18 protein-coding genes and 2 pseudogenes are annotated in these 13,649 nt (G+C 42.4%); 11 read left to right on the top strand and 9 right to left on the bottom strand.

The genetic code is table 11. The features are described from left to right. Nucleotides 1–199: 199 nt before the first annotated feature. Nucleotides 200–466: pseudogene (locus tag LW728_RS04165) on the top strand (alpha/beta fold hydrolase); the annotation flags it as partial. A 264-nt stretch (nucleotides 467–730) separates the two neighbouring features. Here LW728_RS04165 and LW728_RS04170 read toward each other — a convergent pair. Further along, on the bottom strand, nucleotides 731–1,681 hold the full coding sequence (locus tag LW728_RS04170; RefSeq protein ID WP_043998160.1) for an undecaprenyl-diphosphate phosphatase: 951 nt from the start codon (nucleotides 1,679–1,681) through the stop codon (nucleotides 731–733). Nucleotides 1,682–2,059: 378 nt separating this feature from the next. Here LW728_RS04170 and LW728_RS04175 point away from each other — a divergent pair, with 378 nt between their 5' ends. The 5 genes from LW728_RS04175 to dps all read left to right on the top strand — a co-directional run bounded on the left by LW728_RS04175 (nucleotide 2,060) and on the right by dps (nucleotide 4,747). Then, nucleotides 2,060–2,791 carry a glutathione peroxidase gene (locus LW728_RS04175; protein WP_194018055.1) on the top strand — a complete coding sequence of 244 codons (732 nt, stop codon included), beginning with the start codon at nucleotides 2,060–2,062 and terminating at the stop codon, nucleotides 2,789–2,791. Nucleotides 2,792–3,092: 301 nt separating this feature from the next. After that, nucleotides 3,093–3,425 (top strand): HNH endonuclease, encoded by a 333-nt coding sequence (locus LW728_RS04180; RefSeq protein ID WP_170915401.1) that lies wholly within the window; start codon nucleotides 3,093–3,095, stop codon nucleotides 3,423–3,425. Between the two features lie 93 nt (nucleotides 3,426–3,518). Further along, complete coding sequence (locus LW728_RS04185; RefSeq protein WP_002739432.1) at nucleotides 3,519–3,725, top strand: type II toxin-antitoxin system HicB family antitoxin; 207 nt, start codon at nucleotides 3,519–3,521, stop codon at nucleotides 3,723–3,725. A 2-nt stretch (nucleotides 3,726–3,727) separates the two neighbouring features. After that, nucleotides 3,728–3,955, top strand: a complete 228-nt coding sequence (locus LW728_RS04190) for a type II toxin-antitoxin system HicA family toxin (protein ID WP_002739431.1) — start codon at nucleotides 3,728–3,730, stop codon at nucleotides 3,953–3,955. 258 nt (nucleotides 3,956–4,213) lie between these two features. Continuing rightward, the gene (dps, locus tag LW728_RS04195; RefSeq protein WP_002802486.1) at nucleotides 4,214–4,747 is read left to right on the top strand and encodes a DNA starvation/stationary phase protection protein Dps; all 534 of its coding nucleotides are present in this window, start codon (nucleotides 4,214–4,216) and stop codon (nucleotides 4,745–4,747) included. Between the two features lie 42 nt (nucleotides 4,748–4,789). Here dps and LW728_RS04200 read toward each other — a convergent pair whose 3' ends face one another. From LW728_RS04200 to LW728_RS04230, 7 genes are all read right to left on the bottom strand, one after another. Then, on the bottom strand, nucleotides 4,790–6,073 hold the full coding sequence (locus LW728_RS04200; RefSeq protein ID WP_287668817.1) for a protein kinase domain-containing protein: 1,284 nt from the start codon (nucleotides 6,071–6,073) through the stop codon (nucleotides 4,790–4,792). Nucleotides 6,074–6,918: 845 nt separating this feature from the next. Further along, nucleotides 6,919–7,056, bottom strand: coding sequence for a hypothetical protein (locus tag LW728_RS04205; RefSeq protein WP_287668814.1), 138 nt, complete (start codon nucleotides 7,054–7,056; stop codon nucleotides 6,919–6,921). A 421-nt stretch (nucleotides 7,057–7,477) separates the two neighbouring features. Then, nucleotides 7,478–7,759, bottom strand: a complete 282-nt coding sequence (locus tag LW728_RS04210) for a hypothetical protein (RefSeq protein ID WP_002802492.1) — start codon at nucleotides 7,757–7,759, stop codon at nucleotides 7,478–7,480. Between the two features lie 34 nt (nucleotides 7,760–7,793). Continuing rightward, nucleotides 7,794–8,003, bottom strand: a complete 210-nt coding sequence (locus tag LW728_RS04215) for a DUF2283 domain-containing protein (protein ID WP_002802494.1) — start codon at nucleotides 8,001–8,003, stop codon at nucleotides 7,794–7,796. Next, complete coding sequence (locus tag LW728_RS04220) at nucleotides 8,000–8,371, bottom strand: DUF4258 domain-containing protein (RefSeq protein WP_002802495.1); 372 nt, start codon at nucleotides 8,369–8,371, stop codon at nucleotides 8,000–8,002. The genes LW728_RS04215 and LW728_RS04220 overlap by 4 nt, the downstream gene beginning before the upstream one ends. 101 nt (nucleotides 8,372–8,472) lie before the next feature. Then, nucleotides 8,473–9,246 carry an ATP-binding protein gene (locus LW728_RS04225; protein WP_287765343.1) on the bottom strand — a complete coding sequence of 258 codons (774 nt, stop codon included), beginning with the start codon at nucleotides 9,244–9,246 and terminating at the stop codon, nucleotides 8,473–8,475. 149 nt (nucleotides 9,247–9,395) lie between these two features. Beyond that, nucleotides 9,396–9,908, bottom strand: coding sequence for a hypothetical protein (locus LW728_RS04230; protein WP_002802497.1), 513 nt, complete (start codon nucleotides 9,906–9,908; stop codon nucleotides 9,396–9,398). A gap of 22 nt (nucleotides 9,909–9,930) precedes the next feature. Here LW728_RS04230 and LW728_RS04235 point away from each other — a divergent pair. Both LW728_RS04235 and LW728_RS04240 read left to right on the top strand, forming a co-directional pair. Beyond that, nucleotides 9,931–10,156: pseudogene (locus LW728_RS04235) on the top strand (IS630 family transposase); the annotation flags it as partial. A gap of 54 nt (nucleotides 10,157–10,210) precedes the next feature. Beyond that, complete coding sequence (locus LW728_RS04240; protein ID WP_157404786.1) at nucleotides 10,211–10,354, top strand: hypothetical protein; 144 nt, start codon at nucleotides 10,211–10,213, stop codon at nucleotides 10,352–10,354. Here the strand turns inward: LW728_RS04240 and LW728_RS04245 are convergent. Further along, nucleotides 10,351–10,536: a hypothetical protein gene (locus LW728_RS04245; protein ID WP_002731861.1), complete on the bottom strand. Its 186-nt coding sequence runs from the start codon at nucleotides 10,534–10,536 to the stop codon at nucleotides 10,351–10,353. The genes LW728_RS04240 and LW728_RS04245 overlap by 4 nt on opposite strands. Nucleotides 10,537–11,208: 672 nt before the next feature. Between LW728_RS04245 and LW728_RS04250 the strand changes: the two genes are divergently transcribed. Genes LW728_RS04250 through LW728_RS04260 form a run of 3 tightly spaced genes read left to right on the top strand, consistent with a single transcriptional unit; the run spans nucleotide 11,209 to nucleotide 13,646 of the window. Then, on the top strand, nucleotides 11,209–11,739 hold the full coding sequence (locus LW728_RS04250; protein WP_287765346.1) for a DUF4242 domain-containing protein: 531 nt from the start codon (nucleotides 11,209–11,211) through the stop codon (nucleotides 11,737–11,739). A gap of 12 nt (nucleotides 11,740–11,751) precedes the next feature. Then, on the top strand, nucleotides 11,752–12,867 hold the full coding sequence (locus LW728_RS04255; RefSeq protein WP_287709703.1) for an acyl-CoA dehydrogenase family protein: 1,116 nt from the start codon (nucleotides 11,752–11,754) through the stop codon (nucleotides 12,865–12,867). Next, the gene (locus LW728_RS04260; RefSeq protein ID WP_287709702.1) at nucleotides 12,864–13,646 is read left to right on the top strand and encodes an ABC transporter ATP-binding protein; all 783 of its coding nucleotides are present in this window, start codon (nucleotides 12,864–12,866) and stop codon (nucleotides 13,644–13,646) included. The genes LW728_RS04255 and LW728_RS04260 overlap by 4 nt, the downstream gene beginning before the upstream one ends. Nucleotides 13,647–13,649: the final 3 nt, after the last annotated feature.

The raw sequence follows: 13,649 nt of genomic DNA on the forward strand, positions 1-13,649 counted from the left end.
TATCGCTGATTTGTTTTTATTGATTTTAATTATAATTGATGATAGCCTTATTGCCAAGCTATTCATCTGCATTAAAAAAACATAATTAACACAATTATGTCTAAACTTCAACTAATCGCGCCAGTCAACCTACCTGTTAGATTGGTTTAGGGCTAATTGCGATCGCTCCATAGACAAAGAAACCGGGTTTCTCCACAGGGACAAGGCGGCTTTTGCTGCCTTCCATCAATTCGGTAAGTATGTGGTACGGTTTCGTTATGATTGATTTTTAAAAGTACCTTTTGCCGATCGATTATTTATGGCGAGATTTTTGCATCGATCGATCCCAAAATCAGAAAAAATTGCTTTTTTAGAAGATTTTTTAGCGGCAGATTATGAGGCAGCCCTAGGCACAATTTATACATCTGTGAGTAAAAAAGCAGTGGAAATTATGCCTGGTAAATTTGCTGAGATCTACTTATCTACAAAAATTGCAAGATTTTTTAGAAATTAATTAGGGCTGGCTGAATAAAGCTAAAAACCTTGTTGGGTAAGACTTTTAGACTTTTTGTCAATCAAAAAGTACCATATCTGGGAGTGATCGGGGGGAAAATTCAGGGACTTTTTCCCTAAAAATTAGGTAATTGACCAGATGAAAATCTGTAAAAACCTACACCCCACACCCCACACCCCACACCCTGTCCCCACCAACAAACTTTTTGCCGCAAACCCTAATTAGAATGCCAAAAGGTCAGGAAAAACGCCCCCAGGCCACACCAATCAGGATAGTAACCCCGAAAAAGAGACGATACCAGACAAAAACCCAGGTACTCTGTTTTTTGAGATAATCTAATAACCAGGCGATCGAAAGATAGGAAAATATCGCCGAGGAAATTACCCCAATAGCCAGGGGAATTAATTCACTGGTGTTAATCTGGTCGAGAACTCCTTTAAATTCCACTAAACCGGCTAAAGTTATCGCCGGAATGCCTAACAGAAAGGAAAATCGCGCCGCTACGGCCCTTTCTAAACCCATGAATAACCCGGCAGTTAAGGTGGACCCAGAACGAGATACCCCCGGTATTAGGGCTAAAGCTTGGGCTAATCCCATTAAAACCCCGTCTTTTTGTCGCAAAGTCTCAAAACTGCGTTTATGTTTCCCGATTTTTTCGGCCGTACCTAAGAGTAAAGCCATGACTATGGAGGCACAGGCGATCGCTGTCATGCTTCTCAGGGGGGAGTTATCTAAATCGGGAATGAAAAGTTTCATTAACAAACCGAAGAAAACGATCGGAATTGTGCCTAGGATAATCCCCACGGCTAAACGAAAATCCTGGGAACGATAATCGGAACTAGCCACCGCTTTCACCATTCCCGTGGATATTTGCCTTAAATCCTGCCAAAAATAGGACAATACCGCCGCAATACTGCCCAATTGAATCACTGCTGTATAGGTGACACCAGGATCTCCCCAACCCAAAAAGACGGGAATCGCTTTTAAATGAGCGGTACTGCTAATCGGCAAAAATTCCGTCACTCCCTGCACAAATCCCAAAAAAATCGCCTGTAACCAGTTAATTTTTGCCAGAGGTATGGTGCTAGTGGTTGATTGGGCAATGACGGCGGGTGTAATCGCCAAAATCACCGTTATTATCGCTAGTCCTAGCCATTTATAGCTTTTTTTCAGGAAGGAAAACATCATTTTTCAGTAAAAAAAGGGGTTGGGTGTGGGGAGAAGTGGGAATTATGAATTATGAATTATGAATTGGGAGGTGGGGAAGTGGGGAGAAGGGAGACAGGAGACAGTATACAGGAGACAGAAGTAACTGATAACAACGGACGAATCTAAAACCTTATTTGTTCAGCTAAAAGCTTTGATGTACTTAGTTTCTAATCTTCTTTTTAGGTGGGAGAATTGCCAGATTCCTTCTTGGAGACTCTTGCCTGTTGCCTGTTGCCTCCTGTCTCCTATCTCCTGATTTAAGCATAAATACTTGTTGACAACTCGTAGTCGTTATGATTACACTTAATTTATACAAACTCGAAATGAGTACGACTTAGCAATTAGGAGTTGACGATTATGCTACCAAACCGAGAAGGGCAGAGAGTTCCCGATGTCACCTTTCCCGTGCGTCAAAATAATCAATGGGTGAACATCACCAGCGAGGAATTATTCAAAGGAAAAACCGTTGTTCTTTTTGCCTTACCCGGGGCATTCACTCCCACCTGTTCCACCTCCCATTTACCCGGATATAACGAATTAGCCCCAGTTTTTCGGGAAAATGGCGTAGATAGTATTGTTTGCTTGTCGGTGAATGATACCTTTGTCATGAACGAGTGGGCAAAAGACCAAGAATGTGATAATATCCTTTTAATTCCCGACGGTAACGGCGAATTTAGCGCAGGAATGGGGATGTTAGTCGATAAAGCTGACTTAGGTTTCGGTAAACGTTCTTGGCGCTATTCGATGCTAGTCAAAGATGGTGTTATCGAGAAAATGTTCATCGAACCGGAAGAACCGGGAGATCCTTTCAAAGTCTCCGATGCGGAAACGATGTTAAACTACATCAACCCAGAAGCCAAAAAACCGCCTTTAGTCTCTCTTTTCTCGAAAGTGGGCTGTCCCTACTGCCTCCGGGCTAAGAAAATGTTAGAAGAAAAAGGGCTACAATACGAAGAAATTATCCTCGGACGGGATGCCACCAGTCGTTCTCTGCGGGCCATGAGTGGCAATACCACCACCCCGCAAGTCTTCATTAACGGGCAATTAATTGGCGGTTCGGAAGAATTAGCGGCTTATTTGGGAGCATAATCAATCAGTTAGACCTCAAGTTATCTTTCCATTGCAACTGGAGAGATATCTGTGAGAGGTTTTGCCCGGGCAAGTTAGAGCTTTTTTGTTGGGTGTGATTGTAGTCTGATGTATTTCGTTAATCATTTATAGCGTTTCTCAGTCTTATAAAGTACACCATCTGTTGCCTGTTCCCTAACTAGGGCTTGCTGAATAAATCTAAAAACCTTGTTGGATAAGGCTTTTAGACTTTTTTGACCTCAAAAAGTGCCGACCATTGGAGGGATCGGGGGTAAAATTCAGGTACTGAATTGCTGATTTTGTGAAAGCCCGTGACTTCATAAAGCCAAATGAAAAGGTAGTCGTTATCTTTACAGAGGGAAAACACTTTGTTCTCCACGATGACAACACTGGTTCAACGGGTCAGTGGAAGATCGATCCCAATCGTGAAGTTGACCGTATTATTCTTTATCATCGTGATGATGAGAATAATGCGAATAATTTGTACATAGCGAACCATGCTGGTGCAGAGCCAGCAGACAGGGAAGGTCGATACGACATTCGATTAACTCATGTTCAGTACATAGGGGCAACATCCGTAAATTGGGTTGAGTTTGCTGAAGGTGGGCAAAACCCAATTCGGTATCTTCCTTGATGTAGCTTTGATTCCTGAAGGTTCTTGTCATCCACTAATAGGTAGGTGAGAACACGAGGTAAACTATAAGCGGGGAGATTGTGGTGAAAACTTATGAAGTTGACTGTAACACTTGACCGTGACGAAGATGGAGTTTGGGTTGTAGAATGCCCCAGCATTCCGGGTTGTGTCAGCCAAGGTAAAACGAGAGCAGAAGCTCTTGAAAATATCAGAGATGCAATTATCGCCTGCCTTCAAGTTCGTGCAGAACGTGGGCTACCGCTAACGATTGAAACTCACCAAGTAGAGGTAATGGCATAATCATGTCCTCTGCTCTTCCTGTTCTCAGCGGACGTGAGGTAGTCCGAGTATTTGAAACCTTCGGCTGGCAAGTTGCGCGTCAAAGTGCAAGCCATATTATCATGGTTAAGGAGGGCGAACAGGTAACACTCTCTGTTCCTGATCATCGTGAAGTGGCAAAGGGTACGCTTCGTAGTCTTATTCGTACTGCTGGAATTACGGTACAAGAATTTGTTTCTGGCATGAGATGAGCGATAAGAGAGGTCTGACAATTCGAGTGCAGCGGACGGACGAAGGCTGCTGATGCTCAGTTCAAGGTTGTCTGATGCCGCTGATTCGAGCCGTTACTTGTACTGAGCGCATTGGAAGTATCAGTTATCAGCTACTTGTTTTCCGAATTAATTGGCCGTTTTTCAGTTTATTATCAACGTCCAATAGGATCAAAATCAGTCCCTTATGCACCCACAAAAATTATCGAGTATTCTGTTAACTGATCAAGGAGAAAGATTATGGTAGCCACTCCAGTCAAAACCAAAACCACGGGACAATACTACGCCACCCGCATCGATTTAGCATTAGATATCCGCAAAGCTATTGTTGAAATCTTAAGCCAAACCCTTGCCGCTAGTTTAGACCTAAAAACTCAGGTTAAACAAGCCCACTGGAATGTAAAAGGTTTAAATTTCTACCAATTGCACAGCCTCTTTGACGAAATGGCCACGGAATTAGAAGGCTATGGGGACATGGTAGCAGAACGGATTACCGCTTTAGGTGGAACCGCTTTGGGAACAGCACGCATCGCCGCCGCTAACTCGATTCTGCCAGAATATCCGGCTGATATCGTCGATGGTAGTGAACATATCGTTGCTTTAGCCGAACGTTATGCCTTATACGCTTCCCATCTTCGTTCTGCTATTGATAGCACTGGCAATCAAGGGGATGCCGACACAGCAGATCTCTATACGGAAATCTCCCGGGACATCGATAAACGTCTCTGGTTCCTAGAAGCGCATCTGATTAAATCGGAAGATGTTATCGGTTAATTATAGATAAATTTGGGGTGTGTTAACGTAGCTTAATACACCTTAAATTCTCGTAATCGGTAAACGTAGCCAATCACTTAACTGCTGTGCCAACCAATCTAATTCGGCTTCGCTAACATCTTCACTGGCAGTGATAATATATTCTCGATGGTTGGCAACGAGAACCAGAGAAGGAGGAATAATATTAACATTTTCTCCCTGCATAGTGACGGTGACATTGCGACGGAGGAGACTATAAATTTCCCAATTAGCGGCATCGGCAGTTGGTTTAAATTTCAGCCCCCAGAGTTTTTGGTAAAGAGAAACTTTTTTGGGGGTAATTTTTAACTCTAGTTCCCCCTGCCAAAAAGATTTCCATAACTGCCAAGATAAACTAGAGGAAATTAAATTGAGCAGAAAAATTAGGATAATCGGGATTAAAAAAGCGACCAGTTTGAGATCGTAAATAGCGACTATAGTTAAGAGAATGATCGTAAAGAATAGGGATGGTAAAAACTGTCTTAACTGGGTTTTGAGATTGTTGAAAAACTTTTGTTTGGTTTTACTAGCGATTTTTATTTGCAGGAGATTATCTGTTTTATAAACAGTAACTTCGCTGCCGTAGGGTTTGGTCAGATTGCCAATAGATACTAAGATCAATTGACAACTATATAAGCTGGCTAAAGCTTCTGTCACCGAACGAAAATGAGAGTCTGGAGGGGAGTTTGATAATCTTTTTAACCAATAGATGAAAAAAGCACTTAGATTAGTTTTTTGCTCAAAGTTTTCGGGTATGTAACGATGCTTAATCCCCGTGGCTAAACTGATTAAAGTTTTACCTAGATCCTGTAAGTCGGTGGTGGGAGAATCGGAATCAAAGGCAAAATCAACTAGATAAAAACGATGAGACTGGGTATCAAAGAGGATATTACTAAGTTTAATATTGCCGTGGTTAATGGGGAGATCCTGCTGATGGATATAGGAGAGAATCTCCAAAAGATATTTGGCAATTTGTTTGAGGTCTTGTTCTGCTAACAAATAACCGGAGTTAAGATAGTTTTCTAAAGGCTGCGCTGATAAATAAGGCCGGACAATAGCGATGATTTGTTCTTGGGATGAATCTATCTCAAAAATATCGAGGTATTTGGGGAGAGATGGGTGGGAGAGTTGTCGCAATAGGGCAATTTTACCGGTTATTTCTCCGATAAACTGACTCCCTTGCCCCCTAGGAACAGGAATAAGTTTAATGATAACTAACTGGGTGGTGTGTCTGTCCCTAGCTAAGATAGTTTTTTTCCCCAGCACCTGTTGGACTTGATAACGACTATGGAGAACTCGATCGAGCATGGGCGAGGATGGAGTAAGTAGTATCTCTAGGATAGCTCACTCTGGAAACTCTAGCCGCTATCTTTAGCATCCTTTTAATATTTTAACCCATATTCCCCACTTCAGTTTGAAGCATAAAAAACTACAGGTATTTTCAAAGAAAAAAAATCAGAATAAGCAAAAAAAATACTCAACCAATCAGATATTGAGAAGAAATCATCAAATACCAAATATTTTTGGCTCTTCGGGAATTGTTATGCAAATAATTAACTTAAAATAAAATTCGATGAGAGCGCCTACGCTCAAAAGTCAGTCCAGTAGGGTGCGTTAGACGGCGACAATCTTGGCTTTTACTTAGGAATAACAATCCGTCGTAACGCACCACCCACGAGAGCTATTAAAAATAGAATAATACCTAATTATAGATAAAAATCGGGCTAAAGCCTCGACAACGAACCTGATTTTATGACAAGGTTTGTAGTTGCGCTTCAGCACTAAACTCTGGATGTTTGAATAAGAAATTAAGGTTATGAATTACCTCCTAACGAGTCTAAATATCGCTGATAGGCTTGTTGTTGTTCTTCCTCTGAGAAAAACTGTAAAGCCGGATTTTCGGTTAACCACTCGTCAAAAGAGAGGATATTAACGCCTTTAGATTTTAGGTATCTTTGATAAGCTTCTCGTTGATCTTGCTCTGAAAAATGCTGTAAGGCAGGATTTTGATTAACCCACTCATTAAAGCTTAATACTTGTGATGGGTTATAAGTAGGATTTGGTTTAGGGGTTGGAGTTTGAGGAGTTGGATCGGAAAATAATAGGTTATTGCGATGATCTTCCTCTGTGTAAGAAAACCAATAAGCGACTTTTTACCCTTCAGTTAAGGGGATTTTATGCCAATCAAGCCACATATCTTCTTCTTGAATCCTAGCTCTGATTCTTCCCATTGCGTCACTTTTTTCGGTATAGTTTAAACCGCTCCATTCTTGACTCAAATCCTGTGCCATATAAATCGCTTCTTTTAAATTAGTTTGATTCGGAAAACCTCTAACGTCATCATCTGTTTGATTAATATCTATAATATCCCTATCAGCAGGTTTTAAGGGACTACGCTGATTACCCTATTTTCTCGACGGTGGAAAATCTAAGTCGAATCTATCTAATTCCTCAAGAACATTTTGCAAAATATAAACCATACCTTCAGGATATTCGGTTGTTAGTGCTTCTTTTATGCTTCTAGGATATCCGTAGGCTATCTTTTTTTTCGCGTCTGGTTTAGAATCCCCCTTATCAGAATCTTCAATTTTAGAACCTGGCGATGGTGAAAAATCTCCTGGTAAACCACCTCTATCAGTACCTCCTTTTTTAGTGCTTTTATCTTTATCTCCTTTTTCCTTTCCTTTATCTTTGTCTCCGTCTTCCTTCTCCTCATCGTTCTGATTCCCATTGTGCTAAAGCCTCCTCATCTGTTGCTTGATTTTCAGAAGTCTCAGATTGTTCTGATTCTAATTGTGCCAAAGCTTCCTCATCAGTTTGCTCTGTTTCTGCTGAATTTTTTAGGTTTTCTGAAGACTCTTGACCATCACTTTGGGATTCTTTTTGTTCCAATTGCGCCAAAGCTTCCTCATCAGTTTGCTCTGTTTCTGCTGAATTTTCTAAACTTTCAGAAGACTCTTGACTTTCTGTTGTCGAGCTGCTTTCGATATTCATAGGATTTTTAAATTTTGGTTAATAAATTAATAATTTAGGAAGGTTTAGATAATTGGATAACGTAACTGATAGCTTGAGGATTATCAACTCGTTGAGAGGCATCAAGAATTTCAATACCCACTATTTTACCCTCATCATTATAGTCAAAAATCATGCCGTTTTCGTCTTCATTACTTTCTGCGATTGTAGTTTCACAAAAGATAATGTTCATGATATCTACTTCTGGATCATAAATAATTTTCATGGCTTTCCCCAATACTTATCAATTTTACTGGTTCGGTAGGCTGTAATCACTTCTATTGGTTCTCGATTGCTCTCAACAATAAGTCGTAAGAGGTATTCTTTACCATCTCCAAAGTCTAGGCGAGATTGATAAACCTTTCGATTATTATAACCCGATACTATCTGTTCTGGATTGTTGAGTACCGATTTTACTAATTCTGGGGGAATATCCCGTTTTTCCATTTCTTGTAAAACATGGTCTTTCAATATATATTCGGTTTCTTCTAATTGTTCTTCTTGCCATTGTGCTAAAGCTTCATCATCATTTTGTTGTATTTCCGTTAAGTCTTCTGGATTTTCCGAAGAATCTTGACTTTCTATAATGCTCATAGGCTGTTACTTCCTAGTAAATCAAATATCTCCGATATGCTTGTTATTGTTCTTCTTCTGATAAAAACTGTAAGGCAGAATTTTGATTAATTTATGCTTCTCTATTCTTTACAAATTACCTCTTTAAAAGACTTGATAAAACTATTTTTATGACTTTGATTAAGAGCATTGATTCGACATCGGTATGCTACTTCTTGGGTATAACACCAAGCCATATATAAACTTTTTTCCTCCTCAATATTAGTTACCTTTAAAATAAGTCTGGCAAGATTTTTCATCGATTCAGTCTTATTTTTAGCTTTTTTAAAGCTTTTCCAAGCCTCGTTAAACTCGTCCTTACTTTCCTCAGCCAACCTCAGAATATCATCCCGATACTCACAGGGATCTGTACATAGAAAACAATTTATCATTTTACCCTTCACCACCCCAAAGCGACTCATATAAACCCGCACCTCTTCATCAGACTGCTGCCGACTGAAATTTTCGTCAAATCCTCGATAACAATTCTCTATCGAAGACTTACCCTCATAAGTCGGTGGTGCAGGATCTTTATACACTGGGACATCAATGAAAGTCGCTTTCTGTAGTCCAGTGTAAAATATTGCTGCCCTCCCTGTCTCGCATTTTCCTAAAAAATCCCGCTGCTCCTCACTCATAATCATGGCGTTGGCGATCGCCTCTCGATCATGAGTATCCCGCAACTGGTGAGCAATATAAGCCCTGACCTCTGCTAACATATTACAAAATGACTGAACTGCTTTGGCTTTGACATCCGATGTTCCTCCCTCTTCACTCCCCTTAGAAGCCACATTTTTTAAGACATTGTGTGCTTCTTCTACTAAGGTGATATGAGTTAATTCTTTACTTGGATTCAATTCTCGATATTCGGCTCTCCCAGGTTTGGTGGGTAAAATGTACTCTAAGATACATTCCTCAAGAGCGAGGGAGTGGAAGGAACCACTCCAGACACAGAGGACACAAAGATCGATCGATCATAGAGTAAGTTAAACTGATCACACAGAACCTAGAAGAGCCGATATTCTCGTAACATAGTTAAAAAGAACATCACCAATAAAGACTTATCTTGCTCATTGAGATCATTCATTTCTAAAATAACTGGATGACTAAATAACTCCTCAGCATTTGGCTGAGAAATAGGACGACTAAACATTAACCCCTTACTTCCCATTAGTAATGGTTTAATTCTTCCCTTAATCGCTGCTTCTAGATTACTTTTAACCTCTCCCTGATCCCCCCTTTCTTTTAACACCTTCTCTACCGCAACATAAAAATCATCCATCGTCGGAAATTGACGAGATTCTATCTCAGAATTTCTTCCCTTATCGGTTAATTGCCAACCCTTTTGCTGATAGATAACCTCTAATCCTTCCGCAATGACAGAAGGTAAAAGTCCCACATGGGGTAACGCTCCCTCAAAACAGGTTTGTAATTTAGCGATATGTGCTTCTACGAAAATGTCTTGACTATCGTACCCCGAATGAGGTATTCTATGAAGGTAGATCGGACAGTGATGCAATTTAGACTTGAATCGGCCGTTTCTCTATTTCCCGCCTTATTCGCTTAATCTTAATTTAATTGAAAGGCTGTGTAAATTCGTTAAAAATAAATGCTTATATGCAAAATATTATGAAAACTTTTATTAGTTTTCTTCTGCTATTCATGGATGTCTGAATGATGCCTATTTGAAACATAAAAATGAACTGGATTCCTTGCTAACTCCTAGGATTTCAGAAGTTTAATAAATCTCAGATTATGACCATCTAAAGTATAGACAACCAAAAAACTGGTGGTCTTATCTTTGCTGTCACGAGAAGGTAAATGCCTACTGATGGACAGGAGACAATTCTTGCTCTTGCAGAAGCGGAGGTCATCGAGATTAGCGACAGCCGCCGCAGTGACAATTCTGGCACCTGTATTGCCTGTCCTGTGGCTCAAGTGACTATGCTAAAATCGGTCAACTAGAAATGACGAGAAACGATTTTTTCAATAGTCGCCTGGGTATCCTGCAGCAGTTTCTCGCGACTATCTCTAGTATTAGTCAGACTAGGCACGAGATTACGAGCTTGTAAAGCCATGTGAAGTTGTAGTTGAGCCACATACTCGCGGATATCTTCGCGGGTTTCCGATTGGTTAGGATGAAACATAGAGAAACTGGAAGGGGCTGTCTAGCTGATGGGGATCTTTTCGATAACTCCTATACAAGTTATCACGACAGCTTAGGTTCCAGTCAAGGGTCGGCTCCAACTCTACACATTTCTCAACACAACTTATCTCTCTTCTGTCATTCTAGGCAGAAGAGAGTCATACTAAATTCGGTTATTAAAAACTGATTATTTAGAGCTTGCTGAATAAATCTAAAAACCTTGTTGGATAAGGCTTTTAGACTTTTTTGACCTCAAAAAGTGGCGACCATTGGAGGGATCGGGGGTAAAATTCAGGTACTTTTTCCCTGAAAATTAGGTAATTGACTACCTCAAAATCGGTAAAACCCCACACCTCACACCCCACACCCTGCCCCCACCAACAAACTTTTTGCCGCAAACCCTATTTATTCCCCCTATTGCCTCTTGCCTCTCCTCATAAGTAGCCTATACTCAACGGATTTAGTATCAGTCGCAGTTTACACCACTGTGAGTCTCAGCTGCCTGAGAAGGTGACGCATATCACCCAAGGCAAGGGTTCTGGCCACGACTTGAGCGAAACGGTCTTGAACCATCCACTCCCGCGTCACCTCGTTTTGAGGCTCTTGAAAATATTGCTTTTTTTTCTCAAAGACATTAAACTCAAATGTATTGTAAATGTATTTCAGATGAATTATGACTCTATATCTAGTAGAGGATGATCGACAAGAAAGGACAAAAGAAGAGGTGAGCGAGATATTGGAGCGCATTACCACACTCGCATCAAAATCCCAGGGAGAGTTAATCGAAGCCCTAATTGGCGGAACAGAGGGGCGGTTATTCCTGATTATCAAAGCGATCGATCGCGCCTCCCTCGAACAAGTACTAGAAAACGCTGGGCTAGGTTGGCAACTAATCAAGGAAATGCGCTTGATTGGGCAGGACTTAGCCACTGTGCGAGAGCGCAAAGACAAAGCCAACTATCTAGTACAGTGGAATTTACCCCCGGGGCTAACCATGGAAACTTACCTGCAAAGAAAAGCGGAGAAAACCCCCCTTTATGCTCAAGTGCCGGAAGTCAGTTTCGAGCGGACCTATGTTTGCGAAGACTTGAGTAAATGTCTCTGTTTCTACGATAGTCCCGATGAAGCGGCGGTAAAAAGAGCCAGAGAAGTGGTCGGCGCACCTATAGATAGTTTGACCTCGATTGAAAATATTCACCCCTAGGAGAGAACAATTATGCTCGATCGAGGCTCCGAAATTCTTTCTTTTCTGGAAGAAAGAGCCACTGACCTCAACAACGGTACAGCTAATCTCAACGTCGGTTCGGCCCTAACCAAGCTAGGAGAATCGGGCTGGTTCGGCTATGCTATACCTGAAAGCTTAGGAGGCCGGGGTGGCTCCTTACTACAGGCAGTAGAGGCGATCTCTGCTGTGTCCCAATGCTGCCTGACCACCGGTTTTGTTTTCTGGTGTCAGCGCGTCTTCATTCAATATCTGGCCGCCAGTAATAACACTTACCTACAAAACAAAATTCTACCTGCTGTTCTCAAGGGAGAGATAGCCGGAGCCACAGGACTCTCCAACGCCATGAAGTACCTCGGCGGGATCGAGGAGCTGCGTTTACAGGCAAAGATCGAAGGAGAAAACGTCACTGTTAATGGCTTCCTGCCCTGGGCCTCTAACCTCGACTCTAACGGAGAATTCATAGTAGCCGTTGCCGCTCAAACCACATCGGGAGAAACTCTTATCCTCGCCCTTCCCTCCTTCGCAGAGGGGTTAAAACGGGGTGAAGACCTACAATTATTGGGTTTACAAGCTTCCCGCACCAGTACCCTTGAATTCGATCGAGTTCAGTTATCTCACGACTGGATTATCAGCTTGGAAGCAGCAAAATTTTTACCCTCAGTCCGCCCCTGTTTCTTGCTGTTACAATGCGGACTGGCCCTTGGCATTACGCGTAAATCCCTTGGGGAGACAGAGAAAAGTTTAGGGGGAAAGGCAGCGGTAGCCAGCGATCGTTATTTCTTCGCCCGGGAGCGTCTGACTCGTCTAGAAAAGACAATCGAGCAATTCAGCACCCTAGAAAGCTTCGATCTCGGACGAACACGCCAACTATTCACCCTCAGAGTGGACATTACCCGGTTAGCGGTGGAATCCGTAGGGTTAGAAGCGGAAATTAAGGGAGGAAAAGGCTATTTCCGTAATAGCGACACGGCCCGACGGCTGCGCGAAGTCGCCTTTTTACCTGTGTTAACTCCGAGCCTGATTCAACTGGAAAAAGAATTACAACGTCAGTCCTCTACCGATAAAATTCTCCCTGGCGAACTCGAGCGAGCGGGGGTGAGGGAATGAGTATCGCCACGGATTACCCCGTCCTCAATCTAAAAAATCTCCATAAACGCTATAAAACCCGCCATGGCTACCGTACCGTTTTTGAGGATATTAACCTACAGGTGCGCTCCGGTGAGGTGGTTTGTTTGCTTGGGGCCAGTGGTTGCGGTAAATCTACCCTCCTTGCCACCGCCGCTGGTTTGCAGAGTGCCGATGGCGGAGAAATACAATTGCACTCACGACCCCTACAAGCCCCAGACATCCGCAGCTCGATCGTCTTTCAATCCCCCGCCCTTTTACCTTGGTTAACCGTTTGGCAAAACGTGGCTTTTGGTTTGAAATTAAAGCGGATGCCCCGCCTCGATCATCAGCAATTGCGCGAAAGGGTTCACACCGCCGTTAAAAGCGTCAAACTAGAGGGCTTCGAGCGTGCCTATCCTCATCAACTATCGGGCGGTATGGCTCAGAGAGTTTCTCTAGCCCGCGTCCTCGCCCGCCGCCCCTCTCTCCTCCTCCTGGATGAGCCGTTTAGCGCCCTCGACGCGATCACCCGTTTCGAGATGCAAAAACTCCTCCTAGAAGTCATAGCTCTCTATAACAGCACGGTTCTCCTCGTTACCCACGACATCGACGAGGCCCTATTAGTAGCCGATCGAGTTCTTCTCATGGGCCGTCATCCGGTGGGCATCCGCCGAGAATGGACGATCACGATGCCGAAACCCCGTTTCGAGTCAGCCAAGCTTTTGAGTGATCTACGCCGGTCAATTTTTCAAGAATTAGCCCTTGTGATGACACTGTAAATC

The organism is Microcystis sp. 49638_E5, assembly GCF_021300285.1.
Classification (GTDB): domain Bacteria; phylum Cyanobacteriota; class Cyanobacteriia; order Cyanobacteriales; family Microcystaceae; genus Microcystis; species Microcystis aeruginosa_C.